28 protein-coding genes are annotated in these 26,427 nt (G+C 70.7%); 14 read left to right on the forward strand and 14 right to left on the reverse strand.

Annotated features, from left to right (window positions below):
* Positions 1–93: 93 nt before the first annotated feature.
* Together INTCA_RS03175 and INTCA_RS19760 are read right to left on the reverse strand one after the other, a co-directional pair.
* A complete protein-coding gene (locus INTCA_RS03175; protein ID WP_013491494.1) occupies positions 94–426 on the reverse strand; it encodes a histone-like nucleoid-structuring protein Lsr2 in 333 nt (110 codons plus the stop codon).
* 150 nt (positions 427–576) lie between these two features.
* Positions 577–753, reverse strand: a complete 177-nt coding sequence (locus INTCA_RS19760) for a hypothetical protein (RefSeq protein ID WP_013491495.1) — start codon at positions 751–753, stop codon at positions 577–579.
* 67 nt (positions 754–820) lie between these two features.
* Between INTCA_RS19760 and radA the strand changes: the two genes are divergently transcribed.
* The 3 genes from radA to INTCA_RS03190 all read left to right on the forward strand — a co-directional run bounded on the left by radA (position 821) and on the right by INTCA_RS03190 (position 4,399).
* The gene (gene radA, locus INTCA_RS03180) at positions 821–2,236 is read left to right on the forward strand and encodes a DNA repair protein RadA (RefSeq protein WP_013491496.1); all 1,416 of its coding nucleotides are present in this window, start codon (positions 821–823) and stop codon (positions 2,234–2,236) included.
* A 118-nt stretch (positions 2,237–2,354) separates the two neighbouring features.
* Entirely contained in the window at positions 2,355–3,434 is a 1,080-nt protein-coding gene (disA, locus tag INTCA_RS03185) for a DNA integrity scanning diadenylate cyclase DisA (RefSeq protein ID WP_013491497.1), read from the forward strand.
* Between the two features lie 8 nt (positions 3,435–3,442).
* Positions 3,443–4,399, forward strand: a complete 957-nt coding sequence (locus tag INTCA_RS03190; protein WP_013491498.1) for an HhH-GPD family protein — start codon at positions 3,443–3,445, stop codon at positions 4,397–4,399.
* Between the two features lie 24 nt (positions 4,400–4,423).
* Here the strand turns inward: INTCA_RS03190 and INTCA_RS03195 are convergent, their stop codons facing one another.
* The 8 genes from INTCA_RS03195 to INTCA_RS03230 all read right to left on the reverse strand — a co-directional run bounded on the left by INTCA_RS03195 (position 4,424) and on the right by INTCA_RS03230 (position 13,086).
* Positions 4,424–4,654 (reverse strand): hypothetical protein, encoded by a 231-nt coding sequence (locus tag INTCA_RS03195; RefSeq protein WP_013491499.1) that lies wholly within the window; start codon positions 4,652–4,654, stop codon positions 4,424–4,426.
* A gap of 232 nt (positions 4,655–4,886) precedes the next feature.
* A complete protein-coding gene (locus tag INTCA_RS03200; RefSeq protein ID WP_013491500.1) occupies positions 4,887–5,402 on the reverse strand; it encodes an amino-acid N-acetyltransferase in 516 nt (171 codons plus the stop codon).
* The gene (locus INTCA_RS18550) at positions 5,399–6,607 is read right to left on the reverse strand and encodes an LCP family protein (RefSeq protein WP_013491501.1); all 1,209 of its coding nucleotides are present in this window, start codon (positions 6,605–6,607) and stop codon (positions 5,399–5,401) included. Before INTCA_RS18550 ends, INTCA_RS03200 begins: the two co-directional genes overlap by 4 nt.
* Before the next feature lie 229 nt (positions 6,608–6,836).
* Positions 6,837–9,461, reverse strand: a complete 2,625-nt coding sequence (locus INTCA_RS03210; protein ID WP_013491502.1) for an ATP-dependent Clp protease ATP-binding subunit — start codon at positions 9,459–9,461, stop codon at positions 6,837–6,839.
* A 402-nt stretch (positions 9,462–9,863) separates the two neighbouring features.
* Positions 9,864–10,664, reverse strand: a complete 801-nt coding sequence (locus tag INTCA_RS03215; RefSeq protein ID WP_013491503.1) for a hypothetical protein — start codon at positions 10,662–10,664, stop codon at positions 9,864–9,866.
* Positions 10,665–11,083: 419 nt separating this feature from the next.
* Complete coding sequence (locus tag INTCA_RS03220) at positions 11,084–11,566, reverse strand: nucleoside deaminase (RefSeq protein WP_013491504.1); 483 nt, start codon at positions 11,564–11,566, stop codon at positions 11,084–11,086.
* A complete protein-coding gene (locus INTCA_RS03225; RefSeq protein ID WP_013491505.1) occupies positions 11,563–12,315 on the reverse strand; it encodes an SAM-dependent methyltransferase in 753 nt (250 codons plus the stop codon). The genes INTCA_RS03220 and INTCA_RS03225 overlap by 4 nt, the downstream gene beginning before the upstream one ends.
* Positions 12,316–12,321: 6 nt before the next feature.
* Positions 12,322–13,086 (reverse strand): maleylpyruvate isomerase N-terminal domain-containing protein, encoded by a 765-nt coding sequence (locus tag INTCA_RS03230; RefSeq protein ID WP_013491506.1) that lies wholly within the window; start codon positions 13,084–13,086, stop codon positions 12,322–12,324.
* A gap of 68 nt (positions 13,087–13,154) precedes the next feature.
* On the opposite strand from INTCA_RS03230, the gene INTCA_RS03235 reads away from it, so the two are divergent.
* The 4 genes from INTCA_RS03235 to INTCA_RS03250 all read left to right on the forward strand — a co-directional run bounded on the left by INTCA_RS03235 (position 13,155) and on the right by INTCA_RS03250 (position 16,237).
* A complete protein-coding gene (locus INTCA_RS03235) occupies positions 13,155–14,105 on the forward strand; it encodes a proline dehydrogenase family protein (RefSeq protein ID WP_013491507.1) in 951 nt (316 codons plus the stop codon).
* A 3-nt stretch (positions 14,106–14,108) separates the two neighbouring features.
* Complete coding sequence (gene proC, locus INTCA_RS03240) at positions 14,109–14,915, forward strand: pyrroline-5-carboxylate reductase (RefSeq protein ID WP_013491508.1); 807 nt, start codon at positions 14,109–14,111, stop codon at positions 14,913–14,915.
* Between the two features lie 173 nt (positions 14,916–15,088).
* Positions 15,089–15,589: a GNAT family N-acetyltransferase gene (locus INTCA_RS03245; RefSeq protein WP_148236463.1), complete on the forward strand. Its 501-nt coding sequence runs from the start codon at positions 15,089–15,091 to the stop codon at positions 15,587–15,589.
* 120 nt (positions 15,590–15,709) lie between these two features.
* Entirely contained in the window at positions 15,710–16,237 is a 528-nt protein-coding gene (locus INTCA_RS03250; RefSeq protein WP_013491510.1) for a GNAT family N-acetyltransferase, read from the forward strand.
* A gap of 55 nt (positions 16,238–16,292) precedes the next feature.
* On the opposite strand, the gene INTCA_RS03255 is transcribed toward INTCA_RS03250, so the two are convergent.
* A complete protein-coding gene (locus INTCA_RS03255; protein WP_013491511.1) occupies positions 16,293–16,961 on the reverse strand; it encodes a potassium channel family protein in 669 nt (222 codons plus the stop codon).
* Between the two features lie 54 nt (positions 16,962–17,015).
* Between INTCA_RS03255 and INTCA_RS03260 the strand changes: the two genes are divergently transcribed.
* The 7 genes from INTCA_RS03260 to INTCA_RS19965 all read left to right on the forward strand — a co-directional run bounded on the left by INTCA_RS03260 (position 17,016) and on the right by INTCA_RS19965 (position 23,502).
* Positions 17,016–18,212 carry an acetoin utilization protein AcuC gene (locus tag INTCA_RS03260; protein WP_013491512.1) on the forward strand — a complete coding sequence of 399 codons (1,197 nt, stop codon included), beginning with the start codon at positions 17,016–17,018 and terminating at the stop codon, positions 18,210–18,212.
* A 28-nt stretch (positions 18,213–18,240) separates the two neighbouring features.
* Positions 18,241–18,384 (forward strand): hypothetical protein, encoded by a 144-nt coding sequence (locus INTCA_RS19765; protein WP_169312901.1) that lies wholly within the window; start codon positions 18,241–18,243, stop codon positions 18,382–18,384.
* A 119-nt stretch (positions 18,385–18,503) separates the two neighbouring features.
* Positions 18,504–19,859 (forward strand): aspartate--tRNA(Asn) ligase, encoded by a 1,356-nt coding sequence (aspS, locus tag INTCA_RS03265; RefSeq protein ID WP_013491513.1) that lies wholly within the window; start codon positions 18,504–18,506, stop codon positions 19,857–19,859.
* 213 nt (positions 19,860–20,072) lie between these two features.
* Positions 20,073–20,273 carry a helix-turn-helix domain-containing protein gene (locus tag INTCA_RS03270; RefSeq protein ID WP_013491514.1) on the forward strand — a complete coding sequence of 67 codons (201 nt, stop codon included), beginning with the start codon at positions 20,073–20,075 and terminating at the stop codon, positions 20,271–20,273.
* Positions 20,274–20,486: 213 nt separating this feature from the next.
* Positions 20,487–20,585, forward strand: coding sequence for a 30S ribosomal protein bS22 (locus INTCA_RS18965; RefSeq protein ID WP_003792170.1), 99 nt, complete (start codon positions 20,487–20,489; stop codon positions 20,583–20,585).
* Positions 20,586–20,833: 248 nt separating this feature from the next.
* Positions 20,834–21,901, forward strand: coding sequence for an NAD-dependent epimerase/dehydratase family protein (locus INTCA_RS03275; protein WP_013491515.1), 1,068 nt, complete (start codon positions 20,834–20,836; stop codon positions 21,899–21,901).
* Positions 21,898–23,502 carry a 1-acyl-sn-glycerol-3-phosphate acyltransferase gene (locus INTCA_RS19965; RefSeq protein WP_013491516.1) on the forward strand — a complete coding sequence of 535 codons (1,605 nt, stop codon included), beginning with the start codon at positions 21,898–21,900 and terminating at the stop codon, positions 23,500–23,502. The genes INTCA_RS03275 and INTCA_RS19965 overlap by 4 nt, the downstream gene beginning before the upstream one ends.
* Before the next feature lie 95 nt (positions 23,503–23,597).
* On the opposite strand, the gene INTCA_RS03285 is transcribed toward INTCA_RS19965, so the two are convergent.
* From INTCA_RS03285 to INTCA_RS03295, 3 genes are all read right to left on the reverse strand, one after another.
* Positions 23,598–24,746 (reverse strand): hypothetical protein, encoded by a 1,149-nt coding sequence (locus tag INTCA_RS03285; protein ID WP_013491517.1) that lies wholly within the window; start codon positions 24,744–24,746, stop codon positions 23,598–23,600.
* A 181-nt stretch (positions 24,747–24,927) separates the two neighbouring features.
* Positions 24,928–25,782 carry an RNA polymerase sigma factor gene (locus INTCA_RS03290; RefSeq protein ID WP_148236464.1) on the reverse strand — a complete coding sequence of 285 codons (855 nt, stop codon included), beginning with the start codon at positions 25,780–25,782 and terminating at the stop codon, positions 24,928–24,930.
* A 21-nt stretch (positions 25,783–25,803) separates the two neighbouring features.
* Positions 25,804–26,313 (reverse strand): DUF4383 domain-containing protein, encoded by a 510-nt coding sequence (locus INTCA_RS03295; protein WP_013491519.1) that lies wholly within the window; start codon positions 26,311–26,313, stop codon positions 25,804–25,806.
* Between the last annotated feature and the right edge of the window lie 114 nt (positions 26,314–26,427).

Here is a 26,427-nt window from a genome sequence, read left to right on the forward strand (position 1 = left end):
GCCTCCGAGCCTCCGCCCGCCGGTCACCGAACTGCCTTGGACGAGCTCGAGGGGCCACCATCCTCGGAAGGTGGCCCCTCGAACGGCGCGCCGTCAGTGCGCCTTGTCGTAGGCCGCCTGGATCTCGGCGGAGATCCGGCCGCGGTCAGAGACCTGGTGCCCGTTGGCCCGGGCCCACTCGCGGACCGACGCGAGGTCGTTCCGCTTTGCCCCGCCCCCGGCGGAGCCACGGCGGCGTCCGCCGCGCGAGCCGCCGCTGCGGCGCGCGTGGCCGGTCCAGGACGCCAGCTCGTCACGCAGCCTCGCCGCGTTCTTGTCACTGAGGTCGATCTCGTACGAGACCCCGTCGATCGCAAAGCTGACGGTTTCGTCGGCGGGACCGCCGTCAACATCGTCGATGAGGACGACTTCGACTCGCTGAGCCATGTTTCTCCATCTGGTGTCGTGATGGTAATTGACGTGGCGTGAATGCGGCGCATTCGCGTCGCGAGCCAATTTACACGTAATTGGCATTGTCGTCGAAGTCGGGATGGCAATTGTGGATGAAGCGGCCGGGGCGGCAAATGCGGTACGCTGCTACGTTTTGGCGCCGCTATTGCGATCATTATCCGCCGCGCGCTCGGCCTCCCACTTGGCCACGGCAATTCTCTCTCGTCGGTCACCTTCGAGAATGTTGCGGATGATGATGAAGAAGAGCCAGGTGACGCCCACCGTCGGAAGGAGCGCGAGCACGTAGGGCAGGAGCGATTCCATGCCTGCATGATCCCACGGTCGGCGTTGCTCTCCGACGCTGTCGTCGGGCACCTCTACGGTTGCGGCCATGGCCACCAAGTCGACGAGCCGTCAGTCACCTCGCTTCCGATGCGCGGAATGCGGCTGGACGACCGCCAAGTGGGTCGGTCGGTGCGGCGAGTGCCAGGCGTGGGGGACGGTGGCCGAGACGGCAGGCGGGACGGCGCCGCGCACCGTCCCGGCTCAGGTGCTGCGACCGGCCACGCCCATCGCGGAGGTGGACCTGACGAGCGCGGCCGCCCGCCCGACCGGCGTTGCGGAGTTCGACCGGGTTCTCGGCGGCGGCCTCGTCCCCGGCGCGGTCGTCCTCGTGGCTGGGGAGCCCGGCATCGGCAAGTCCACCCTCCTGCTCGACGTGGCGGCGCGCGCGGCGCGGCAGGGTGCTCAGACGCTCTACGTCAGCGGTGAGGAGAGCGCCGCGCAGGTCCGAGCCCGAGCCGACCGGATCGACGCCCTTGCCGACCGGCTCTACCTCGCCGCCGAGACCGACCTCGCGACCGTCCTCGGCCACGTCGAGGCGAGCTCACCCCAGCTGCTCGTCGTGGACTCGGTCCAGACGATCGCCAGCGCGGACGTCGAGGGGCAGGCCGGCAACGTCTCCCAGGTCCGTGAGGTGGCCGCGAGCCTCATCCGGATGGCCAAGGACCGCGGGATGTCGGTGCTGCTCGTCGGGCACGTCACGAAGGACGGATCGATCGCGGGCCCGAGGGTGCTGGAGCACCTCGTCGACGTCGTCGTGCAGTTCGAGGGCGACCGCCATTCGCGGCTGCGGCTCGTGCGCGCGGTGAAGAACCGCTACGGGCCCACGGACGAGGTCGGGTGCTTCGACCTCTCCGAGACGGGGATCATCGGTCTGCCCGACCCGAGCGGGCTCTTCCTGTCCCACCGCCTCACCGCGGTCGCCGGCACGTGCGTCACCGTCACGCTCGAGGGTCGTCGTCCGCTCGTCACCGAGGTCCAGGCCCTCGTCGCTCCCTCGACCCTCCCCTCGCCGCGGCGGACGTCGAGCGGTCTGGATGCCTCCCGGCTGGCCATGGTGATCGCCGTCCTCGACAAGCGAGCCGGTGCACCCGTCGGCGCGCAGGACATCTTCGCCGCCACGGTCGGTGGGGTGCGCGTGACGGAGCCGGCAGCCGACTTGGCGCTGGTCTGCGCCCTCGCCTCGTCGGTGCTCGACCGGCCACTGCCCGTCGACGCGATCGCCATCGGTGAGGTCGGGCTCGCCGGGGAGGTCCGCAGGGCAACGGGAATCGGTCGCCGGCTCACTGAAGCGGCTCGGCTGGGATTTCGGCACGCCGTCGTCCCACGAGGGAGCCGGGACGACTCACCGATGCCTGATGGGATCAACGTCATCGAGGTGAGCAACGTCGCCGAGGCGATCGAGACCATGCGCCGCCTCGCCGTCGCGCAGCCGACGCCCGCATTGGCGCGCGACACCGCCTAGACTGCGGACCACCGACCTCTACACCCCTGGACACACCGGCGCGGACTCAGCTCCCACCGACGTCGACAGGGACCGGCCCACGCGCCGCACGAGGCGCCCACCAGCTGAACGGGATGTGATGGACAGGAACGACGACGAGCTGCTGCTCCGCGCGGCCCTCGCCGCGGTCGCTCCCGGCACGGAGCTGCGCGACGGGTTGGAGCGGATCCTCCGCGGCCGGACCGGCGCCCTCATCGTGCTCGGCTTCGACCGGGTCGTCGACGCGATCTGCACCGGAGGGTTCCAGCTCGACGTGGAGTTCTCCGCGACCCGGGTGCGCGAGCTGTGCAAGATGGACGGCGCGGTCGTGCTCGACCGCGAGGGCACCCGCATCCTGCGCGCGGCGACCCAGCTCGTGCCCGACTCGAGCATCGAGACCTCCGAGTCGGGAACGCGGCACCGGACCGCCGAGCGCGTGGCGAAGCAGACCGGCTTCCCCGTCATCTCGGTGAGCCAGTCGATGGGCGTCGTGGCGCTCTACGTGCGCAACAAACGCCACGTCGTCGAGGGCTCTCCGACGACCTTGTCGCGTGCGGACCAGGCCCTGCAGACCCTCGAGCGCTACAAGTCCAGACTGGACGAGGTGACCGGCACCCTGTCCGCGCTCGAGATCGAGGACCTCGTCACGATCCGCGACGTGACGTCGGTGCTCCAGCGGCTGGAGATGGTCCGGCGCATCTCAGCCGAGATCCAGGACTACGTCGTCGAGCTCGGGACTGACGGTCGGCTGCTCAGCCTCCAGCTCGAGGAGCTCATCGGGGGACTGGGCAATGACCGCGAGCTGGTCATCCGCGACTACCTCCCCTCGACGAAGTCCGACCTCACCGCCGAGGACGCTCTCGCCAACCTCGAGGCCCTCAACTCCGTCGAGCTGCTCGACCTCTCCGCGGGAGCCCGGGCGGTCGGCTTCTCCATCGTCGGCGACAGCCTCGACGCACCGGTCAGCCCGCAGGGCTACCGCCTGCTCACCAAGGTGCCGCGCCTGCCCACCGCGATCGTCGAGCGCCTCGTCAACCACTTCGAGTCGCTCCAGCGGCTCCTCGCCGCCGGGATCGAGGACCTCATGCTCGTCGACGGCGTCGGTGAGGGCCGGGCTCGCGCCGTCCGCGAGGGTCTCTCCCGCCTCGCGGAGTCGTCGATCCTCGAGCGGTACGTCTGACCCTGCGCATGGTGTCCGAGCCGGCGGGAGGTGCCCAGGGGGCCGCCCACGGCGGGGTGCCTGACCCAGTGACGATGGAGCGGCTACGCCGGCGCGTCAACGGCTGGTACGCCCAAGCGGGCCGGGCGCTGCCATGGCGTGAGCAGGACTGCAGCCCGTGGGGCGTGCTTCTCTCGGAGGTCATGGCGCAGCAGACCCCGCTCTCGCGCGTCGAGCCCGTCTGGCGCGACTGGATGGAGCACTGGCCCACGCCCAGCTCCCTGGCCGCAGCCGCCCCGGGAGAGGCCGTGCGTGCCTGGGGGCGGCTCGGCTACCCACGCCGAGCGCTCCGCCTGCACGAGGCAGCGACCGTGATGGTCGAGCGTCATCGCGGTGAGGTGCCGAACACCCCAGCTGAGCTGCTCGCGCTTCCGGGCGTCGGGGCCTACACGGCCGCAGCGGTCGCCTCCTTCGCCTTCCGGATCCCCGAGGTCGTCGTCGACACGAACGTCCGGCGCGTCCTCGCTCGAACCGTGGAAGGCAAGGCACTCCCGCACGTGACCCTCACCCGCGCGGAGTCCGACCTCGCCCTGCGCGCGATGCCGGCCCAGCGGCATACGGCACCGTCAGCGCGAGCGGAGGCCAACGTCTGGAACGTCGCCGTCATGGAGCTCGGCGCCCTGGTCTGCGTCGCTCGCGGACCGCGCTGTGCGGACTGTCCCGTCGCCGACCTCTGCGCCTGGAACACTGCGGGCCGCCCGGCCTACGACGGTCCACCGCGCCGCGGGCAGGCCTGGCACGGCACGGATCGTCAAGTCCGCGGCGAGATTCTCCGTCGTCTCCGCGAGCAGCACCGACCCGTTCACCGATCGCACCTGGACGGAGCCGGGCCCGACCCCGTCCAGGTGCTGCGGTGCCTCGACTCGCTCGTCGCGGACGGCTTGGTGGAGCCGTTGTCCCACAACCGGTTTCGCCTGCCCGCCTGAGCCTTCGGTGGTGCTGGCGCGGAGCTAGCTGCGATCGTCTGCGTACAGCTCGAGGTGGTTGCAGTGGGTGCACCGGATCGCGTCGACGATCCAACGGGGCGCGCCGAACCGGAACGCTCCGCCGAAGGGGCCGCGCTGCAGCGGTCCCGAGATCCACCTGGCGTACCCCTGTGAGCCCTGACCGTTGTCCTCGATGAAACCGTCCTCGAACTCCACACCACCGCACTGAGAGCAGTTGGCTTCGATCCTCGCCATCGGCACGCCTCCTCGGGCTCTGAGCGACACGGCGACCGTCCGCCTCCGCTGGTCCTGTGACGCAGGGGTCTCGCGGACGGCTCCGTTGTCCGCTCCGGTGTCGGTCGACATCATGCACGTGGGCGCCCGTCAGGTCTACGTACCCCCTCCCCCAGATGGCGCTGCGACGGGTTGAGAAGGGAGTATGCCGCTGAGCTGGCTTGCGCTGGAAGCGAGCTCAGCGGCATACGGGCTATTCGAGCGTTCGCAGCATCCGGGTGTTGCCCAGGGTGTTCGGCTTGACCCGCTCGAGGTCGAGGAACTCGGCCACTCCCTCGTCGTAGGAGCGCAGCAGCTCGGCGTAGACCTCCGCGGACACGGCCTGCCCCTCGATCGGGGCGAAGCCGTGTCGGGTGAAGAACGGCACCTCGAAGGTGAGGCAGAAGAGGCGCCGCACGCCCAGCTCACGAGCGTCGTCCGTGAGCACCTCGAGGAGGCCGGCACCCAACCCGGTGCCCAGCATGCTGTCCGCGACGGCGAGCGTGCGGATCTCGGCGAGGTCCTCCCACATGACGTGGAGGGCGCCGCATCCGACGAGCACGCCATCAAGCTCGGCCACCCGGAACTCCTGCACCGCCTCGTAGTAGGTCACCGCCTCCTTGCTGACGAGGACGCGACGCTCGGCGAGGGGGGCGACCAGCGCACGGATGCCGCGGATGTCGGAGGTCCGCGCCCGGCGGATCACGAGATCCGGGGAAGAGGGCATCATGAGAGGTTGCCGTCGTCGAAGGACGCGAAGAGCCGCCGGGCCTGGTCGCCGAGCACGACGATGGACTGCGAGCCGGCCCAGCCGAACGGGCCGCCCGCGACGTCGCGGCCGACCTTCGTCGGGTTGACCCGGTGGAGCGCGGCCGCGAAGGTCAGCATCTCCTCGGCCGACAGGTCGCTGGCGCCGACCTTGGAGAAGCTGGTCAGGGCAGCCGGGATCGCGCCCGGGCCGGCGAGCTTGGCCTGCACGGCGGCGGCGAGGAGCACCTCTCCCTGGTGCCGCGACCGGCCGAGGTCGCCGTCCGGGAGTGTCTTGCGCTCGCGAGCATAGGCGAGGGCCTCCTTGCCGCTGAGGGTCTGGGCACCCTTCTGGATCACCAGGTGAGCGTGTGACGCGTCCACCGTCTGGGGGACGACGATCTTGAGGCCGCCCTGGTCGTCGACGAGCTGGATGAACCCGGCGAAACCGATGACGGCGTAGCCCTCGATGGGCAGTCCGGTCGCGGCGCGGACCGTCGCCAGCTGTCCCTCGGGTCCGCCGACGGGCATGGCCGAGTTGATCTTGCCCTTCCCGCCGGTGCTCAGCGGCACCCACAGGTCCCGGGCGATGCCCATGACGCCACCGCCGCCCTTGCCGTCCACTCCGATGACCTGCAGGGTGTCGGCTCGCGACCGCTCGAGCGGCTGACCGCGGCGGGCGTCCGACCCGACGGCCAGCACCCACCTCGGGCCGCCCCCCGTGACCGCGGCAGCGACGCCGAGCGAGGGCCACCACCCGCCGACGAGCCGCCAGGCCGGACCCACCGCCAGGGTGACGTCCTCGCCCGCCGTGACGACGGCGACCGGTGTCCCGAACCAGGAGCCGACCTTCGCCTCGGCGCCGGTGGGGATCGCTGCGCCACCGGGTCGGCGCCCCTCGAGTGCCTTCCTCGTCGCGGCGGTGGCGGACCTGCCCAGCTCCGCGCCGGAGTAGAGGCGCTCGACGAGGGCGGTCAGCGCAGCTGGAGCACCCGCGACGGCAGGCGCCGGAGTCGGCGCCGACGGGACCCTGGGTGCCGCGCCGGACGATGGAGGGGCGCCCGCTGTCGAGGGCTGCCGAGCCGCGGGGTCGCCACCCGTACAGGCGGCGAGGGCAACTGCGACGGCGAGCGAAGCCGCCGCGGCGTTGACGGCGAGCGGCCGGGGGCGGGCACGTCCGAGGATCACAGGGCCACCGTAGACGACCACTTCAGGGGGCGGACCACGGTGGCCCCGACGCCGCGCCGGTGTTGCGGAGCGGTCCGACCCGGGTAAGGCAGGCGTGGAGGAGTGGTCAGGGGAGGCACCAGGGGAGGCAGCAGGGGAGGCACCAGGGGAGGCACCAGGGGAAACGAAGGGGCCGAGGAGTTTCCTCGGCCCCTTCGTCCATGGGTGGTCCGGCTGTCCGGTCGCGGACTCAGGCCGTCTCAGTGCCGGACGCCGCGGACGGTCCCGCGCTGCCGGTGACGTCCCGAGTGGGGTCGGGGACGGCCACGAACTCGGCCCCCAGTGCCTCGTCCAGCGCCGGTCCCTCGGGCAGCTCCGGCAGGTCGTCGGCCGGACGGTGCCCGGGGTGGGCCATGTCGGAGAAGGTGAACTTCTCGTCCTTGCCCTCGCCCTCGGTGTCGACCTTGATGTACTGCCCCGACGTGAACTCCGCGTAGAGGATCTTCTCCGAGAGGGCGTCCTCGATCTCGCGCTGGATGGTGCGACGCAGCGGTCGCGCACCGAGCACGTGGTCGTAACCCTTCTTGGCGAGCAGGTCCTTCGCCGCCTGCGTGAGGTCGATCCCCATGTCCTTGTCCTTGAGTCGCTTGTCGAGCTTGGCGATCTCGAGGTCGACGATCTGGATGATCTCGTCCCTGGACAGGTGCGGGAAGACGATGGTGTCGTCGACCCGGTTGAGGAACTCCGGCCGGAAGTGCTGCTTCAGCTCGTCGATGACCTTCGCCTTCATCCGCTCGTAGTCCGAGCGGGTGTCAGGTCCGGCGCTGAAGCCCATGGAGGCCTTCGAGATGTCCCTGGTGCCGAGGTTGGTCGTCATGATGATGACGGTGTTCTTGAAGTCGACCATCCGGCCCTGGGAGTCGGTGAGTCGGCCGTCCTCGAGGACCTGGAGGAGTGAGTTGAAGATCTCCGGGTGGGCCTTCTCGACCTCGTCGAAGAGCACGACCGAGAACGGCTTGCGGCGGACCTTCTCGGTCAGCTGGCCGCCCTCCTCGTAGCCGACGTAGCCGGGAGGGGACCCGAAGAGTCGGCTGACCGTGTGCTTCTCGGAGAACTCCGACATGTCCAGCTGGATCAAGGCGTCCTCGCTGCCGAAGAGGAACTCGGCGAGCGTCTTGGCCAGCTCGGTCTTACCGACACCGGTCGGCCCGGCGAAGATGAACGAACCTCCGGGGCGGCGGGGGTCCTTGAGGCCGGCCCTGGTGCGCCGGATGGCCTGGGACAGCGCCTTGACGGCGTCGTTCATGCCGACGATCCGCTTGTGCAGCTCGTCCTCCATGTGGAGCAGGCGGCTCGACTCCTCCTCGGTCAGCTTGAAGACCGGGATGCCGGTGCTGGCGGCCAGGACCTCGGCGATGAGCTCCTCATCGACCTCGGCCACGACGTCCATGTCGCCCGACTTCCACTGGGCCTCGCGCTCGGCCTTCTCGGCGCGCAGCTTCTTCTCCTCGTCCCGCACACGGGCGGCCCGTTCGAAGTCCTGGCCGTCTATGGCCGACTCCTTCTCACGGACGAGGTGCGCGATCTTCTCGTCGAACTCGCGCAGGTCCGGCGGGGCCGTCATGCGGCGGATCCGCAGTCGCGCGCCCGCCTCGTCGATGAGGTCGATCGCCTTGTCGGGCAGGAAGCGGTCGTTGACGTAGCGGTCCGCCATGTTGGCGGCTGCGACGAGCGCGCCGTCGGTGATCGTCACACGGTGGTGCGCCTCGTACCGGTCCCGCAGGCCCTTGAGGATCTCGATCGTGTGCGGGAGCGTCGGCTCCTGAACCTGGATCGGCTGGAAGCGGCGCTCGAGGGCCGAGTCCTTCTCGATGTGCTTGCGGTACTCGTCGAGGGTGGTCGCGCCGATGGTCTGCAGCTCACCACGGGCCAGCATCGGCTTGAGGATGCTCGCGGCGTCGATGGCACCCTCGGCGGCACCCGCACCGACGAGGGTGTGGATCTCGTCGATGAAGATGATGATGTCGCCGCGGGTGCGGATCTCCTTGAGGACCTTCTTGAGGCGCTCCTCGAAGTCACCGCGGTAGCGGCTGCCCGCCACGAGCGACCCGAGGTCGAGGGTGTAGAGCTGCTTGTCCTTGAGGGTCTCGGGCACCTCGCCCTTGACGATGTCCTGGGCGAGACCCTCGACAACGGCGGTCTTGCCGACGCCGGGCTCGCCGATGAGGACGGGGTTGTTCTTCGTGCGGCGGGACAGCACCTGCATGACCCGCTCGATCTCCTTCTCGCGCCCGATGACCGGGTCGAGCTTGCCCTCACGGGCGGCCTGCGTCAGGTTGCGGCCGAACTGGTCGAGGACGAGGGAGCCCGCCGGGGTCCCCTCGCCGGTCGCCTGGCCCACACCAGCGCCGGTCTTCTCCCCTTGGCCGCCCTGGCCCTGGTAGCCGGAGAGCAGCTGGATGACCTGCTGGCGCACCTTGTTCAGCTCCGCGCCGAGCTTGACGAGGACCTGGGCGGCGACGCCCTCGCCCTCGCGGATCAGGCCGAGGAGGATGTGCTCGGTGCCGATGTAGCTGTGGCCGAGCTGGAGCGCCTCGCGGAGCGAGTACTCGAGGACCTTCTTCGCGCGCGGCGTGAAGGGGATGTGGCCAGTCGGGGCCTGCTGCCCCTGGCCGATGATCTCCTGGACCTGGGCGCGGACCGCTTCGAGCGAGATGTCGAGGCTCTCGAGAGCCTTGGCGGCCACGCCTTCGCCTTCGTGGATCAGACCCAGGAGGATGTGCTCGGTGCCGATGTAGTTGTGGTTGAGCAGGCGCGCTTCCTCCTGCGCCAGGACCACCACCCGTCGGGCCCGATCGGTGAACCGTTCAAACATGTCTTCTCCTGCCTGATCGAGATACCTCGATGTTATCCGCGCCCGCTGTCAGCAGGCACCTCGCACAACGCGAGCCTGTGCGTGGGTGTTCCCATCCTGTGCCTGCCCGGCGCAGGTTCCCGCTCCTGTTCGCCCTGAGCGGAACGCCCCCTCGCGCGCCGTCCCCGCCAGGACCCCACCGCTGCCGTATGCCGCTGAGCTCCGTCCCCGGGTCATCCAGCCTGCCGCTCCTCCCGCCCTCGCCACCGCCGGCGAGCAACTGCGCCGGGGCGAAGTTGCGGCGGCCGGCCGACTGGGGGACCCGCCCCACATTCGCCGGGGCGAAGTTGCGGCGGCGGAACGGGCGCCGGACCCGCCCCACATTCGCCGGGGCGAAGTTGCGGCGGCTGGCCGACTGGGCGGTCAGGCCGGCACGTCAACGTCCCACGGGCGGCTGGGAAAGTGCCGACGCCACTCGTCCGATAGCGGGGGAACGGTCATCCCGCGCTCTCGCATCGCCTTGGTGATCCGCGCGAGCGTCTTGCCCGGGGTGTTGAAGATGCCGCTCGACACCACCACGAGACGCCGGATGTGCCAGTCGTCGAGCTGCTCGTCGCGGTCCAGGTCGCCGTGCCACTGTTCCGTCGACTCGGCATGCTGCCTGCCGTCGTACTCGATGATCAGGCCGTACTTCAGGTAGCTCAGGTCGAACCGGTACCGCAGGTCACCATCAGCGTCGTGGATCCGGTGGTCGACCGTTGGCTCCGGCAGGCCGGCGAAGACGATGAGGAGCCTGAGGCGTGTTTCCATCGGAGAGTCGACCCCTCGACGAACCAGCCCGGCAGCCCGCTTGGCCTTGCGATGATGCGGGCCGGTGGCCTCCATCACGAATGCCACCAGCTCCCGTGGCGTGAAGCGCTTCTTCTTCACCAAGGAGTCGCCCAGCACGACGAGGTCGACGAGCGACAGGACTTGCGCCATGTCGAGGAAGGTCTGGAGTGAGCTCGTCGTCCGGATCCCGCGCCAGGTTGCGACGCGCTGGTTCTTCTTCGGGCGGTGAGCGGCAATCCCGAAGCAACGCGCACGGGGACCGCGATACGTCACATGGACGTCGGGGTCATCAGGAACGACCCCACCCCACAGGAGCGCAGCCGTGTGGTGCGAGACGTAACAGCCCTGACCAGCAAGCAGTAGCGCAGCCTCAGCCATGAGGTTCGATGTCACCTCGATGTCCTTGGGCAGGTAGACACCGCGAAACAGACGTCGGTACTGGGATCTCAGCGTCCAAGAAGTCTGTGCTGTCGCGTCGAAATCCACCCGAACGAAGGGACGCCCTTGCTCAATCGGGACGGCGACTCGGGCTGGTCTCCATCGTTTGCGAGCCTGCTCTGGGTCCGCCTCGCTATCTGCCATGCATCAGAGGTGGCGTCCTGCCGCCTTGCGCGGGCGACGTCATCCACAGGCTCCGCGTCAGGTTCGCCGGGGCGAAGTTGTGGCGGTCGGGCGGGAGTCAGGCTCCGCGTCAGGTTCGCCGGGGCGAAGTTGTGGCGGTCGGGCGGGAGTCGGGCCCGCGTCAGGTTCGCCGGGGCGAAGTTGTGGCGGTCGCGCGGGGGAGGGGCCAGGGCCGCGCGGGCTGGGGCGGGTCAGCGGCGACGGGCGAAGGCTTCGTGCAGCGCCCGCACCTCGTCCTCGAGCTCAGGCGCGGGCCCGTCCACGACTGCACCGGGCACCACTTCGCGGATGGGCAGGGCCCGAACCGGCCCGTCCGGCAGGCCCCAAGCTGCACGCCAGGCACCGAGCTGGGCCGAGCTGGCGGCATAGGCGATCCGCCCCAGACCGACCCAGCCGTGGGCGGCCGAGCACATCGGGCAGTGTTCGCCGGAGGTGTAGACGGTGGCGACAGCGCGTTCGGAAGGCGACAGGTGCGACCCGGCCCAGCGAGCGATGGCGAACTCCGGGTGCTGGGTCCCATCGATGGCAACCACGCGGTTGTGGTCCTCGAAGAGCACGTCCCCCTCGCTCGAGACGAGCACCGACCCGAACGGCTCGTCCCCACGCGCGAGCGCGAGCCGAGCCAGACCCACCGCTCGCCGCAGGAACGCCAGGTCCCGCGCGTCGAGGCTCACGCAACTCGCCCGGTGACGATCGCGAACGTCACGAAGGCGCCGCCGTCGGCCTCGAGCATCTGTTGCACGGGTGAGCTCATCCGGCCCTTGAGCTCCATCACGGCCCGCTCCCACAGGAGCCAGTTGGCGCAGGCGTCGACCTGCTCGCGCGCGGTGACCGAGGCGAAGGCCCGGGAGAACTCCCACTGGCTGCGAAGCCACTCGGCCGTGTGCCACGCGGCGGTCTCGGCGCCGACGACCTTGTCGATGTGCTCGGGGATCTCGCCGAGCTCGCGCACCTCGGTCGTCAGTGCCGGTGTGGCGACACCGAGCTGCCCGCCGGGCTTGAGGAATCGGGCCAGATAGGGCGGGTAGTGGTCCCCGGTCCCGAAGTACTCCCAGGCGTCGATGCTGATGATCGCGTCGAACGACCGGGCGCCGAAGGGCAGCTGGCCGGCGTCGACGCGCATGGCGAGCACGCGGTCGTCGACCCCTTCCTTGCGGAACACCTCACCGGCCTCAGTGGGGTCGACCCACAGGTCGGCCGCGATGACGCGCACGCCGTACTCCTTGGCGAGGAAGACGGAGGTTGCCCCGAGACCGGACCCGAGGTCGAGGACGCGCATCCCGGGCCTTAGGTCGAGGTCGCCGGCGAGGTCCTCGAGCAGCCAGAGCGGGTGTGGTCCCATGTCGAGGTCGACGAGCCAGGTGGCGTCGTACTTCGTCGAGCGCGGGTAGGCGTCCTTGACGAGGTGGTCCAGGGCTGGCATGGCAGCTCACTTCCAGGTGATGGTGACCAGGTCGTGCCACCACGGGTCCAGGTCGGCGCTCCGGTTCCACAGCTGGAGGTAGAGGTCGACGGGGTGCCCGGTCAGGGCGCGGTCGACGGGGCCGTATGCCGCTGGGCTCGCTCCGTCCACGACGGTCACGTCGACGGGGTGGTCGGGTCCCATGGCGAGCAGCCAGGCGATCGGGGAGTCGTCGGGCCGCACGAGGACGACCGTCTCGTCCGGCGGGTGGATGCCCTGGCTCCGACGTGGGACGAAGCCGGCGAGCAGCTCGTCGATGCCGTCGAGCGCGAGGGGTGGGCGGATCCAGGTCTCGGACCGGCGTGGTGGGCGGCCGAGGCGGGCCGCGAGGGCGTCGACGGCGTGGATGGTGGTCTCGTGGCACTGCCGGCGAGTCCAGAACACCTTCGCGGGCGGCGCGTTCTTGAGGAAGACGAAGGCAGTGAGGTCGTCGGGCGCGTCCACGATGGCCTGCAGCAGGGCGGTGGCCCCGTCGTCGAACCAGCCGAGCAGGTCCGGCTCCGAGAGCGCCGCCCGCTCCATGCCCTCGGGGTCGTCGGCGGGGGAGCCGTTGACATGGCTGGCAGCCCACCGGTGGGCCATGCCCACGTGGGCGACGAGCCGCGAGACGCTCCAGCCCGGGCACGTGGGCACCGGGGCGTCGAGCCCCGCTGCCATGGCGTTCGCTCGCAGGACCGTCGCAGCCTCGCCGAGGCCGGCGCCGAGGTCGTCAAGGGGAAGCCGTACGTCCATGCGGTGAGTCTGCCGCACGGCGGTAGATTTGCGGCAGCCACCATCGTGACGACGACCGGGAGGTCCCTGTGGACGCCAGCGACCTGCTGCGCAACTCACTTCTTCAGCTGTCCAAGCAGGAGGCGGTTCGTGACGTCATCCAGAAGGCGCCGGTCTCCCGATCGGTGGTCAAACGTTTCGTCCCGGGTGCTGCACATGCCGATGCGGTGCGGGCGGCGGCCGAGATGGCGGCGACGGGCCGGATGGCCACCATCGACTACCTCGGCGAGGACACGACCGACGTCGCTCGGGCCAAGCAGACCAAGGACGCCTACCTCCAGCTGCTGACCGCCCTGCGTGACGAGGGCCTCACCGAGACCGGCACCGCGGAGGTGTCCCTCAAGCTGAGCGCCCTCGGTCAGGCTTTGCCCGGCGACGGAAACAGCATCGCGCTCGAGCATGCGCGCGAGATCTGCACCCTGGCGGACCTCGCCGGCACGACGGTGACGCTTGACATGGAGGACCACACGACGACGGACCTCACGCTCGAGGCCTTGCGCGAGCTCCGCTCGGACTTCCCGAGTGTCGGCGCGGTGCTCCAGTCCTACCTCCGTCGCACCGAGGCGGACTGCCGCGACCTGGCCACGGCCGGTTCCCGGGTGCGTCTCTGCAAGGGTGCCTACAAGGAGCCGGAGTCGGTCGCGTTCCAGTCCGGCGCCGACGTCGACAAGTCCTATGTCCGCTGTCTCAAGATCCTCATGCAGGGTGAGGGCTACCCGATGGTGGCCACCCACGACCCTCGGCTCGTCGAGATCGCCGGGGCGCTGGCGGCCCAGGCGGGGCGGGCGGCGACCTCGTTCGAGTACCAGATGCTCTACGGCATCCGGCCTGACGAGCAGCGCCGGATCTCGGACCGGGGCGACCGGATGCGGGTCTACATCCCGTACGGCCAGGAGTGGTACGGCTACCTCATGCGCCGGATGGCGGAGAAGCCGGCCAACGTCATGTTCTTCGTCCGCGGTCTGGCGACGAGAGGCTGAGCCATGGGAACCACTGCGATCTTCGGTGCCGGCGTGATGGGGGAGACGCTGCTCTCCGGACTGCTGCGGTCCGGCCGGGCGGCTGCCGACCTCATCATCACCGAGCGCAACGCCGAGCGCGCCGCCCAGCTGGCGGAGAAGTACGACGTCCGCGTGCTCCCGAACACCGAGGCCGCGGACCTCGCGGACACCCTGGTCCTCGTCGTCAAGCCGCAGGACATGGAGGGGCTCCTCGCCGAGATCCGGGACCACGTGCGTGACGGCAACACCGTGGTCTCGTTGGCGGCCGGCATCACGACGGAGTTCCTCGAGTCGCACCTGCCGGAGGGCTCCTCGGTGGTCCGGGTCATGCCGAACACCCCGGCCCTCGTCGACCAGGGCATGGCTGGGGTCTCACCGGGACGGCACTGCACCGAGGACCACCTCCTCGAGGCGGAGGCCCTGCTCTCGTCCTGCGGCAAGGTCGTGCGTCTCGAGGAGAAGCACCTCGACGCCGTCACGGCCATCTCCGGCAGCGGACCGGCGTACATCTTCTACGTCGTCGAGGCGATGATCGAGGCGGGCGTGGTGCTGGGCCTGCCCCGGGCGACGGCGACCGAGCTCGTCGTCCAGACGCTCTACGGCGCAGCCACGATGCTCAAGGAGACCCACGAGCACCCGACGGTGCTGCGCGAGCAGGTCAGCTCCCCCGGAGGCACCACGGTCGCCGCGCTGCGCCAGCTCGACGACCACAAGGTCCGGGCGGCGTTCGTCAACGCGATGGAGGCGGCCGCAGCCCGCTCGAAGCAGCTGGCCTCCGGTCACGCCTGAAACCTCGAGTGTGCAGTTCCTGCCGCACTCGAGCGAGGGGGTGGGCTACGGGACGGGTATGGGAGCTTCGGACTCGCCGGTGCATGAGGCGACCGGTCAGGGCGACCCGACCGCGAACCTAGTGGCCCCTTGTGACCTCCGCCACTCGCAACGAGCGTGGCAGGCTGGACCCCATGACTGAGCCGCCACGAATGCACCTGCACGTCGTCGCCCCGGACGACTGGGAGAGCCACCGTGGCGTCCGGCTCGAGATGCTCCAGGATGCACCCGACGCGTTCTGGTTCACCTACGCGGACGAAGCGGTCTACGAGGAAGCCGACTGGCGGCAGCGGATCGAGGGGGCCTGGCTCGTGCAGGCCCGTGATGCAGAGGGCGTCATCGGCAGCGCGGGGCTCGGGTCCCACTGGGAGCCGGACCGGGCGGCGGAGGCCACGCTCTTCGGTCTCTACGTCGCACCCCGCGCTCGCGGCCGGGGTGTCGGGGCGGCCTTGGTCGGTGCGGTGCTGGGTGAGGCGAGGCGCCTCGGCAAGAGCCAGGTCGTCCTCGAGGTCGGCAGTCACAACGACTCCGCCCTGGCGCTCTACGAGCGATGCGGCTTCGTGCGGACCGGTGTCACGCATCCCCATCCTCGTCGCGACGAGCTCCATGAGATCGAGATGGTGCGTCCTCTCTGATCCGGCCACTGGGACCGTCCGGGAGCGGCCGGGGCGGCCCGTGGAGGGGCACCGTGATGTCGACGTGACTTCCCCGACCCTCGGGTGCAGCGGGAGGTGCAGCATGCAAAGGTGGTCGCCATGAGCGAGATCACCGTGCGCCCGCTGGGCGAGGACGAGTGGCAGGACTACCGGGCAGTTCGGCTTGAGGCCCTGCGCGAATCTCCTGAGGCCTTCGCGGCGACCGTCGACGAGGAGGAGGCCTTCGACGAGGCGTCCTGGCGCGAGCGGATGAAGCGCTCGGCGCGGCTCATCGCGGAGCAGGACGGGCAGGCCGTCGGGGTCGTCAGTGTCGGAACGGCGGCGACGGACGACGGGGCCGACGCGGGCGAGCTCTTCGGGCTGTGGGTCAAGCCGGATCTGCGCGGCACCGATGTCGCGACCAAGCTCGTCACGAGCGGTGCTGTCGTGGCCCGCCGTCGCGGCGAGAGCCACCTCTACTACTGGGTCGGCACCGACAACGGTCGAGCGGTCGCGTTCGCGAGCGGGATGGGGTTCCGGCCGACCGATGAGCGACGGCCGATGGGGGTCGCCTCGGAGGATGACGGCGATGAGGAGATCGCGATGGTTCTGCCACTCGGGCACGACCCGGGCGTCATCGGGGGTTGAGCCGGACCGAGCCGCCTCTCCTGGACCGAGCCCCGATATCGGGGCGGCGACCTGCTCAGGGCCGGGCGGCGAACCGCTCGATCAGCTCGGTCGGGCCGCTGACGATGAGCATGTGGTGCGCGGAGACCTTCGTCTGTGGGACGGCGTAGGTGAAGTCCTCGCCGGGAGCCTTGACCCCCACCACGGTCACGCCGTACTTGCGGCGGATCTGGCTCTGCTCGAGTGTGAAACCGATGGTCTCCGACGGCGGCTTGATCTTGACGATCGCGAAGCCGTCGTCGAACTCGATGTAGTCGAGCAGTCGCCCGTTGACGAGGTGGGCCACCCTGCGGCCCGCGTCCGACTCCGGGGAGATGACGTGGTGCACCCCGATCCGGTCGAGGATCCGCTTGTGCTCCTGCGAGAGGGCCTTGGCCCAGATGGACGGCACCCCCGCGTCGACGAGGTTGGCGGAGGCGAGGACGGACGACTCGACCGACGAGCCGATGCCCACGACGGCGATCTTCGGTTCGGCGGCGCGGATCATGTCGATGGCCGAGGCCTGGGCCATGTCGGCGTGCACGACCTTGGCGAACTTGTTGACGTAGGACTCAGCCAGCGCGTTGTTCCGCTCGACGGCGATGACCCGGTGGCCGAGCTTCGTCAGCTCCATGGCGACGGCGGAGCCGAAACGTCCGAGGCCGATGACGAGCACGTCGTCCTCGAACAGCTTGTTCCGCGCCATGGGATTCCCTTCGTCAGGAGTTCACGTCCAGCATGGACGCGATAGCGTCCAATCATGCCAAGCCAGGCCCGTGTCGTTTGGGACCCCTCGTTCACGAAGTACAACTTCGGTCCGACTCACCCCATGGCTCCCATCCGCCTGGACCTGACGGCCCGCCTCTGCGAGGCCATGGGCGTGTTCGACGCCCCGGGCGTCGACGTCTGTGGCGCCGAGCCCGCCAGCGACGAGCTCCTCGAGACCATCCATGAGCCCGAGTATGTCGCCGCGGTCAAGGCAGCCTCGGCGGACCCCTACGACGCCGACCCCAGCCGTGGCATCGGCACCGACGACGACCCCGCCTTCGAGGGGATGCACGAGTCGAGTGCGCGGATCGTGACCGGCACCGTCGACTCGGTCCGGGCCGTGTGGGAGGGGGAGGCGAGCCACGCCGTCAACTTCACCGGAGGTCTGCACCACGCCATGCCCGACCGCGCCAGCGGTTTCTGCATCTACAACGACATCGCGGTCGGCATCCGGTGGCTCCTGGACCACGGCGCGGAGCGGGTCGCTTACGTCGACGTCGACGTCCACCACGGGGACGGCGTCGAGCGGATCTTCTGGGATGACCCGAGGGTCCTGACGATCTCGCTGCACGAGAGCGGGCGGGCGCTGTTCCCGGGCACGGGCTGGCCGACGGACATCGGCGGCCCGAACGCCGAGGGTTCGGCCGTGAACGTCTCACTGCCTCCGGGTCTCTCCGACGCGGGCTGGCTCCGGGCCATCCACGCCACCGCGATGCCCATCGTCCGCTCCTTCCGGCCCGAGATGCTCATCACGCAGCACGGCTGTGACACGCATGCCGAGGACCCGTTGGCGCACTTCGCGATGACGGTTGACGCCCAGCGGTCGGCGGCCGACTCGCTCCACCGGCTGTCACACGAGGTGTGCGGCGGAAAGTGGGTCGCCCTGGGCGGGGGTGGCTACGAGGTCGTCGGCGTCGTCCCACGCGCATGGACCCACCTCACGGCGATCGCTGCGCACCAGCCGATCCCGGCGAGCACCCCGGTTCCAGAGGTGTGGCGTGAGCACGTCGAACGGGTGACGGGTCGGCCGGCCCCCCGGCGCATGGGTGACCTGACGACGCAGGACGGCCCGCTGTGGTGGCGGTCGTGGGATCTCGGGTACGACCCGGGGAGCGACGTGGACCGGGCCATCATGGCGACGCGGTCGGCGGTATTCCCGCACCACGGGCTCGACGTCCACTTCGACTGACGGGCCTCGACCGGCCCTCCACCTCCGCGTGCGACGAGTCCTGCCGCACGGTCTCCTCGGCGACGAGGAGGACGAGGAGGACGAGGAGGACGAGGAGGAAGGCGGGGAGGAAAAGGAGGAGCCGCTGCTCTGTCGATCTGGCAGCATGGCGGCACGGCGTCGACGGGCCTGACGATCCTGAGCCGAGCGTGACCAGAGGCCGACCGCAAGCTCGCGGCGGCGAAGGTGTGGTGGCACAGCGACTCTCCCCATCGCCCGCACCTCCGGGGCACCATCCCAGGAGGTGAAGGAATGTCGACCACACCACACCCATCCACCGGCGCCGTTTCACGGGTGCTCGCCCGTGACCTCGCGGCGCTTCCGGACGGCTCGCCGGCCGTGCTGGCCGGCTGGGTCCACCGGCGTCGCTCGCTGGCCAGCGTCACCTTCGTCATCGTCAGGGACCGGTCCGGGCTGGCCCAGGTCGTCGTCAAGGACTCCGACGTCCTGGTGGGGCTCGCGAACGTTCCGGAGGAGACCGTCGTCGAGGTGAGCGGCCGGGTGGTGCACAACCCGGCCGCGCCGGGCGGGGCCGAGCTGGTCGACCCGACCATCGTGCCGCTCACCGAGCCTGCGGCCCCTCCGCCGGTGGAGCTGTGGCGGCCGACCTTCGGCGCTGGACTGCCGACGCATCTGGACCATGCGGCAGTGACCCTCCGGCACCCCCGACATCGGGCGGCGTGGGAGGTCGCGAGCGCGTCGATGCGCGGGTTCCGGTCCGCCCTCACCGGGCTGGACTTCACCGAGATCGCCACTCCGAAGCTCGTGGGCACGGCGACCGAGTCAGGTGCGAACGTCTTCGAGGTCGACTACTTCGGGCGTCCCGCGTATCTCGCGCAGTCACCGCAGCTGTACAAGCAGATGCTGGTCGGGGTGTTCGAGCGGGTCTTCGAGGTGGGGCCGGTCTTTCGTGCGGAGCCGCACGACACGGTTCGTCACCTGGCGCAGTACACGTCCCTGGACGCGGAGCTCGGGTTCATCCGCGACCACCGCGACGTGCTGGCCGTGCTGCGGGCTGCCCTCGCCGGGATGGTGGAGGCAGTCGGGACGTATGCCGCTGAGGCCGCTTCGCTCCTTTCGCTCCACCTCCCCCAGGTGCCGGCGAAGCTCCCCGTGATCCACTTCAGGGACGCACTCGCCCTGGTGGGTGCGGACCCTGCAGAACCAGACCTCAGCCCGGCGCACGAGCGGGCGCTGAGTGCGTGGGCCTGCACTGTCCACGACTCGGAGTTTCTTGCAGTGGAGGGGTTTCCGATGGCGAAGCGTCCGTTCTACACAGCCCCGGAGGGGTACGGGCGGGCTGGAGGCGCCGGGTCCGAACCGGCGCCAGGTCAGGCGTCGAACAGCTTCGACGTGCTCTTCCGGGGCCTCGAGCTGACGACCGGCGGTCAGCGGCTCCACCGTCCGAGCGACTACCGGGCTGCGCTCGAGCGGGCGGGACAGGACCCGGCTCCGCTGGCCGGGTACCTCGCCGCCTTCGACCATGGCATGCCGCCGCACGGCGGGTTCGCGATCGGCCTGGAGCGGTGGGTGGCTCGGCTCAACGGTGCCGAGAACGTCCGTGAGGTCGCCCTCTTTCCCCGGGACCTGCACCGGCTGCTGCCCTGATGCCTGGTGCGGCCCTCGGGGAGCCAGCCCAGCGGCATACGACCGCATTTCCTCCGGGCTGGGACGGCGTGTCGCCTTGCGCTCACAGGGATTCGTGCTTCGCGCCCTTCCCCTCCAGTCACATCAGCCCCTAAGGTTGCCTTCTGCACCCGTGTGACGTTTCGCCGGAGGGGAAGCCGGCGACGCGCGGGAACTGGAGAGATCGAGGTTCACATGTCGAATGAGCGCCAGCTCGCCGAGGTCCGGTTCCTGACCGTGGCCGAGGTCGCCTCGATCATGCGTGTGTCGAAGATGACGGTGTATCGACTGGTCCATGGCGGCGAGCTGCCGGCTGTCCGGGTCGGGCGCTCCTTCCGGGTTCCGGAGGACGCCGTGCACAAGTACCTGCAGACGTCATACATCGACACCGCGTGACAGATCGAAGGAGCAGCTTCTCCCCGGCAGGCTCGAGGTGACTCGGGCTCGAAGGGGGAGAAACTGCTCCTTCGATCACCGGGCTCCTTTTGGGGTCCGACGCGCGGACACGGTACGCTTGCCACTCGGCTCGGCTCGAAGAGTCGACTCTCCCGATTGACGGGCGGTCGGCGCAGGTCGGCACACAGCACCGTCAACGGATCAAGGACAACCATGGGCTCTGTCATCAAGAAGCGCCGGAAGCGGATGGCGAAGAAGAAGCACCGCAAGCTTCTGCGCAAGACGCGTCACCAGCGTCGTAACAAGAAGTGATCTGACACGCACGGGTGGCGGGCTCTGCTCCCACCTCTCGACCCTCGCCTTCCGGGCGGGGGTCGACTGCTGTCCGGGCCTGGTCGGGCCGGCCTCCGTCGACGTGGTGAGTGCGACGTCGAGAACATCACCTCCGCACCTCGCGCAGTGGTACCCCGGCCTCGCTAGGGTGGTGGGCAAGCCCACGCAACGACCGCCGGGGGGCTGGTCGCCCCTTCCGCCGGGACGTGCCGAGTCAGGAGGAGCCGATGGCAAAGGTCGCGCTCGTCACCGGGGTGTCCCGGTACCTCGGGGGGCTGTACGCGCGCCGACTCAGCGCCGAGCCCGGGATCGAGCGGATTCTCGGCGTCGACGTCGTCCCCCCCAGGCACTCGATCGGTCGAGCCGAGTTCGTCCGCGCTGACATCCGCAACCCGATGATCGGGCGGATCATGAACCAGGCGCAGGTCGACACGGTCGTCCACATGAACGTCATCGCCACCCCGAAGGACACGGGCGGCCGGGTGGCCCAGAAGGAGATCAACGTCATCGGGACGATGCAGCTGCTCGCTGCGTGTCAGAAGGCGTCGACCGTCGAGCGCCTCGTCGTCAAGTCGTCCGCCGCCGTCTACGGCTCCTCCCCCCGCGATCCGGCCATGTTCGCCGAGGACATGAACGCCAAGTCGACGCCGCGGACTGGCTTCGGGAAGGACTCGATCGAGGTGGAGGGATACGTCCGCGGGTTCTCCAGGCGGCGTCCTGACGTCGAGATCACGATGCTCCGCCTGGCCAACGTGGTCGGACCGCAGATCCGTACGGCCGTCACCGACTACTTCGGTCTCGCGTTGATCCCGGTGCCCCTGGGCTACGACGCCCGGATGCAGTTCCTCCACGAGGACGACGCGGTGGCGGCCCTCGTCACGGCGACGACGGGACCGTCCGTGGGCATCGTCAACGTCGCCGGGGAGGGGTTCCTGACCCTGCTGCAGTGCCTGGCCATCGTGCGGAGGCCGGTCCTGCCGGTCCCCCTGATGACGGCCGGGGTCATCGGCAACATCGTCAAACGCAGCGGGCTGGCGGACTTCTCGCCCGACCAGGTGGCCTTCCTCGCCTTCGGTCGGGGGCTGGACACGACTCGCATGCACAAGGTCCTGTCCTTCGAGCCGCGCTACACGACTCGAGCGGCGTTCGAGAGTTTCGCCCGCGGCCTCCGTCCCGTCGTCCCGGGCGTCGAAGAGGTCGGGGACGCGGTCAGCGGGGCGGTCAGTGGCGCGGTGAGTGGTGCCGAGAGCGGCGCCGCGGCGGTGGCTCGGGTCTTCGAGAGGCTCTACCCGTGACAGCGCACGACGACGAGGCCACGCCCCGCCGAAGGCGCGCCGGCTCGGACCCGACGGACGCCCGCGCCGCCCGGAGCGCTGCAGGGCCGTCTGCCCGGCGAGCCGAGACCAACCGAGCCGCGCAGCGGGCCGACGCCAAGAAGCCGAGCACCACGAAGCCGAGCACCACGAAGCCGAGCACCACGGCGACCGGACCGGGCCCCGATGTCGTGCGGCCGGTCCCGGCGGCCCGGACCGCCTTCGCCGCCGGCGCCGCGCGGGCGTCCGGCGAGCGTCGCCGCCGCTCCGGCACCCCGTTGCTCCCCGGTGCGGAACCGGTCGAGGTGACGGTTGCACGACGGGACGCGACCGCGGCTCGCCCGGAGGCCGCGGGTGGCGGCGCCGCGGCCCCCACCTCCTCGGCGGCGGACGCGACGACTGGTGGGCCGGCGCGGAAGCGCCCGCCACGCCAGGCGATCCGCGAGCGGCGAGAGCAGCGGGCCCGCGAGCGCGCGCTGCGCCCGGTCCCGTCGTTGCCGACACCCGACGAGGACCTCGCGCTGCCCGCGGAGCCGGCCCAGCGGCATACGGAGGAATCGGCGAAGCCGGCCACGGAGACCGCTGGGGTGGTCGGGGGACTCCAGGCCACGGCTGAGCGGATCGTCGGGGCGGTCCTCGAGGCGGCGGAGTTCTCGTCCGAGGCGCGGCCCGGCCCGGCAGAGCTCGTCGAGCTGGCCGTCAACCTCCTGCGCTCGGCAGCCGCCGCCGCGGGTGTGCCCGCGGAGGAGGTCGAGCGGCACGTGGCTGAGACGCTCGCCTACGTGCGCCGGCGGCTCACGGGTGACTACGAGGTCGACGAGTTCGGCTTCGACGAGGACTACACGACGCACATCCACCTGCCCCTGCTCCGCCCGCTGTACAAGTCGTGGTTCCGGGTCGAGGTGAAGGGCATCGAGAACATCCCCGCCACAGGGGGAGCGCTCGTCGTGGCGAACCATTCCGGCACGGTGGCGATGGACTCGCTGATGACGCAGGTCGCGGTCTACGACGAGCACCCGAACCGCCGTCACCTTCGGATGCTCGGGGCCGACCTGGTCTTCCAGACGCCGTTCGTCGGGCCGATGGCGCGCCGCTCCGGCTCGACGCTGGCGGCCAACACCGACGCAGAGCGACTCCTCTCGAGCGGCCACCTCGTCGGGGTGTGGCCGGAGGGCTTCAAGGGGGTGGGCAAGCCGTTCAGCGAGAGGTACAAGCTCCAGCGGTTCGGCCGAGGGGGCTTCGTCGCCGCAGCCCTGCGTGCGGGTGTGCCGATCGTGCCGTGCTCGATCATCGGAGCGGAGGAGATCTACCCGATGATCGGCAACATGCCGACGGTCGCCCGGCTCCTCGGCCTCCCCTACGTGCCGATCACCCCGACCTTCCCGTGGCTCGGACCGCTGGGGGCGATCCCGCTCCCGAGCAAGTGGCTCATCGAGTTCGGCCCACCGATCGAGACGACGACTCTCGGGCCGGACGCCGCGGACGACCCGATGCTCGTCTTCGACCTCACCGACCAGGTCCGCGAGACGATCCAGCAGACGCTGTACAGCCTGCTCATGCAGCGGCGGTCGGTCTTCACCTGACGCAGCTCGGGATACGAGCTGCCCGAGCAGCCAGCTCGACACGCCGCTGAGCGGCGGAGCGTCGGGCCTGATCGCGTCAGGGCATCATCAGGGCATCAGGGCAGCGTCGGCGCGAGGGTGACCGAGAGCGTCGGCCCGGTCACCGTCACGCCCGGCAGCGTCGCCCCGCCACCGCCGACGACCACGGTCGAGGACACCACGAGGGTCGGCAGGCTGACGGTCGCGCTCGGCAGCGTCACCCCGCCGCCACCGACGCTCCCGCTGCTGGTGGTGACGCCGGCTCCGGGCAGGCCGACGGTCGCTGAGGCGATCGTGGCGGGGGGCGGCGCAACCGTGATGCCGGGCAGGCCCTCGCCCACGGTCGGGAGGGACGGAGCCACGCCTGCACCGGACGTCGTGCCGACCGGGCTGCCGAGCAGCAGCTCGAGCCGGGCCAGGTTGGCGGCCGACGATTCGCCGCACGCCGAGCAGGAGGCCAGCTCGCGCAGCGCCTCCTGACCGCCGTGCGTGAGCAGGCTTCGCAGCCGCTCCCAGGCGGGCATCGCCCCGGGCGGGACGTCGACCCGCATCGCCTCGACCTGGGGGAGCGCCCGCGCGACGAAGTCGGCGAACTCCGTCAGCGCCTCCGGCCGACCCTCGCCGCGGTAGACCTCCAGCAGCACCGACTGCGCCGAAGCCGTCGACTCCGCCGCCGCGTCGAACGCCACAGTGAGGTCCTCCGCCGCCGGGTCACCGCGGTCGATCAGCTCGCGGGCCTCGCTGACGTGCTGCTCCGCCTGCGCCACGTGGGTCAGGCCGACGTCCAGCCGCCCTGCGGCGAGCTGCACGGCAGCGCGGTCCAGGACCTGCTTGATCGGGTAGAGCAGGTCGCCGGGCGCGGCCTGCCGGGAGACGACCCCCAGCCCACCGGCGAGGAGGACGACGGCGGCCGCTGCGGCCGCGAGCCGGCGGACCGGTCGGGACACGTGCAGGACCGAGACAGGACGCGAGTCACCATCCTCGGTCGACCCGGTGTCGCTCTCCACCGACGCGGCGGCGGCGGAGTCGGCGATGGGGTGTGCCTCCGAGAGGAGGCGGGTCCTGAGGTCAGCGACGAACTCGTCGCGCGGCGCGAGCCGCGCCTGGTCGAGCGCGGCGACCGCGTGGAGGACGGTGACCAGCTCGATCACGCCCGGCCGGTCGACCGCTTCGCCGTCGAGGGCGCGCTGGAGGAGGTCGGCGTCCGTGCCGGGGCCGAGGTCCATTCGCTGCTCCAGGTCTCGTGGTCAGGGGGTCAGGGGGTCAGGGGGTCAGGGGGTGGTCAGGGGCGAGGGGGTGGGGGGTCAGACGTGAGCAGGGCCCGGTGGCTCGGGTCGCTCGTCGCCGGTGGGTCCGGCGCTCGGGAAACGAGGCGGGGTGGGTGGGGGTTACGGCCGCGGCTCTTGCTCACAGCTCGACTCCCTCCAGGGACGCGCGCAGGGCTCTCGTGGCCCGCAGCTGCAGCTGCTTGATGGCTCCCTCGGACTTGCCGAGCACCGCCGCGGTCTCGGCGAGGCTGAGGCCCTGGAGGAACCGCAGGGTGATGCACTCGGCCTGCTCGGGACTCAGCTGTCGGATGGCGGTGACGAGCCGCTCGTCGCGCAGCCGGGCCAGCACCTCGGCCTCCGGTGCGTCGACCTGCTCGTCCGCGTCGCGCATGTCCGCCGTGGTCACCTCGAAGCGGAACCGGGCGGACTTGACGTGGTCGGCGATGAGGTTGCGGGCGATCGTGACGAACCAGGCGGCGATGTCGCGCCCCTGCCAGGTGAAGCTGTCGATCCGTCGCATCGCCCGGATGAAGGTCTCGGACGTGAGGTCCTCCGCAAGGGGGCGGTTGCCGACGCGGACGAGGACGTAACGGAAGACGGTGTCGACGTAGGCGTCGTAGAGCTGGGCGAAGGCCTCCCGGTCGCCGTCCTGTGCGAGGCGGACGAGCGCCTCGATCCGGGCCTGGGCCGCCTCGTCGCGGGCGGTGCGCCCCTGGCTGCCGACGCCCCGCTGACCCGGGACCGAACTGGACCCGGCGACCGGCGCGGCCCGGGGGGCACCGCTCCATCCGGCGCCGAGCGGCGCACCCCCCGACCCGCTGCCGTCGACGGCAGCCCAGAGGGCGTCGAGGGCGCCGCGCCACGACGGCACCGCCATCGCGGCAAGCACGGGGCCGTGGGCGGGCATGGGTCCGGGCGCAGCGAGCAGCGCCGCCGGACGCCCGGCGGCCGCTGCGCTCGGACGGCGTGGCTGCGCCGTCAAGGGGCCGTGCATCCCGACAGTGTCGCTGACGTGTCAACCCCGGGGGGTGTTCGTGGCGCCTCGGACCGTGCTGCGGCGCCGGTGCGGCGGCAGGAGCAGCCCGAGGGCGGTCAGGCCGACACCGAGGGCCAGGTGGAGCCAGTCGTCGGCGGCGTTGAGCGGGACGAAGTTCGCCGCGGAGTCCCGGTCGACGAGCCAGCCGTACACGGTCAGGACGAGGTAGACGATGCCGCCGCCGACGAGGAAGGCTCGGGCACCCGGCGCCGTCCGGGACAGGGCCCAGCCGACGACGCCGAAGAGGAGATGGACGACGTTGTGCAGGATGGACACCTGGAAGAGGCCGAGCAGCAGGGCCTCGGACTCGGGCCCGGCCAGGGCAAGGGCGTCGTAGCTGGTCGTGAGGCCGGGGACGAAGCCGAGCACCCCCACGACGACGAAGACGACGGCCACGGCCAGCGCGACCCTCTGCACGGGCGTCCGGGCCTCGACCGCCCGATGGGCTCCGACGGGGCGCCGCCGCCCCTCGCCTGACGTGCTGGTCATGGTTCCTCCCTGGAGCGAGCTGTCATGACGCACCTGCCCGCGCGTGAGCCACTCAAAACACGAGGTGTATGCCGGTGAGCCGGCTCTCCGTCGTCGGTTCGGACGGTGGTCGGC

Origin of the sequence: Intrasporangium calvum DSM 43043, assembly GCF_000184685.1 — a bacterium.
In the GTDB taxonomy this organism is placed as follows: Bacteria; Actinomycetota; Actinomycetes; order Actinomycetales; family Dermatophilaceae; genus Intrasporangium; species Intrasporangium calvum.

Bases quoted from the DNA above. Each gene is read 5' to 3' on its own strand.
- INTCA_RS03290 (WP_148236464.1), bottom strand. From the start codon at position 25,782: ATGCACGGCCCCTTGACGGCGCAGCCACGCCGTCCGAGCGCAGCGGCC.
- INTCA_RS03195 (WP_013491499.1), bottom strand. From the start codon at position 4,654: ATGGCGAGGATCGAAGCCAACTGCTCTCAGTGCGGTGGTGTGGAGTTC.
- INTCA_RS03225 (WP_013491505.1), bottom strand. From the start codon at position 12,315: ATGCCAGCCCTGGACCACCTCGTCAAGGACGCCTACCCGCGCTCGACG.
- INTCA_RS03175 (WP_013491494.1), bottom strand. From the start codon at position 426: ATGGCTCAGCGAGTCGAAGTCGTCCTCATCGACGATGTTGACGGCGGT.
- INTCA_RS19760 (WP_013491495.1), bottom strand. From the start codon at position 753: ATGGAATCGCTCCTGCCCTACGTGCTCGCGCTCCTTCCGACGGTGGGC.
- INTCA_RS18965 (WP_003792170.1), top strand. From the start codon at position 20,487: ATGGGCTCTGTCATCAAGAAGCGCCGGAAGCGGATGGCGAAGAAGAAG.
- INTCA_RS03295 (WP_013491519.1), bottom strand. From the start codon at position 26,313: ATGACCAGCACGTCAGGCGAGGGGCGGCGGCGCCCCGTCGGAGCCCAT.
- INTCA_RS03285 (WP_013491517.1), bottom strand. From the start codon at position 24,746: ATGGACCTCGGCCCCGGCACGGACGCCGACCTCCTCCAGCGCGCCCTC.
- INTCA_RS03255 (WP_013491511.1), bottom strand. From the start codon at position 16,961: ATGGCGCGGAACAAGCTGTTCGAGGACGACGTGCTCGTCATCGGCCTC.
- INTCA_RS03270 (WP_013491514.1), top strand. From the start codon at position 20,073: ATGTCGAATGAGCGCCAGCTCGCCGAGGTCCGGTTCCTGACCGTGGCC.
- INTCA_RS03250 (WP_013491510.1), top strand. From the start codon at position 15,710: ATGAGCGAGATCACCGTGCGCCCGCTGGGCGAGGACGAGTGGCAGGAC.
- disA (WP_013491497.1), top strand. From the start codon at position 2,355: ATGGACAGGAACGACGACGAGCTGCTGCTCCGCGCGGCCCTCGCCGCG.
- INTCA_RS03200 (WP_013491500.1), bottom strand. From the start codon at position 5,402: ATGATGCCCTCTTCCCCGGATCTCGTGATCCGCCGGGCGCGGACCTCC.
- INTCA_RS03260 (WP_013491512.1), top strand. From the start codon at position 17,016: ATGCCAAGCCAGGCCCGTGTCGTTTGGGACCCCTCGTTCACGAAGTAC.
- INTCA_RS03275 (WP_013491515.1), top strand. From the start codon at position 20,834: ATGGCAAAGGTCGCGCTCGTCACCGGGGTGTCCCGGTACCTCGGGGGG.
- proC (WP_013491508.1), top strand. From the start codon at position 14,109: ATGGGAACCACTGCGATCTTCGGTGCCGGCGTGATGGGGGAGACGCTG.
- INTCA_RS03210 (WP_013491502.1), bottom strand. From the start codon at position 9,461: ATGTTTGAACGGTTCACCGATCGGGCCCGACGGGTGGTGGTCCTGGCG.
- INTCA_RS03190 (WP_013491498.1), top strand. From the start codon at position 3,443: ATGGTGTCCGAGCCGGCGGGAGGTGCCCAGGGGGCCGCCCACGGCGGG.
- aspS (WP_013491513.1), top strand. From the start codon at position 18,504: ATGTCGACCACACCACACCCATCCACCGGCGCCGTTTCACGGGTGCTC.
- radA (WP_013491496.1), top strand. From the start codon at position 821: ATGGCCACCAAGTCGACGAGCCGTCAGTCACCTCGCTTCCGATGCGCG.
- INTCA_RS03245 (WP_148236463.1), top strand. From the start codon at position 15,089: ATGACTGAGCCGCCACGAATGCACCTGCACGTCGTCGCCCCGGACGAC.
- INTCA_RS03230 (WP_013491506.1), bottom strand. From the start codon at position 13,086: ATGGACGTACGGCTTCCCCTTGACGACCTCGGCGCCGGCCTCGGCGAG.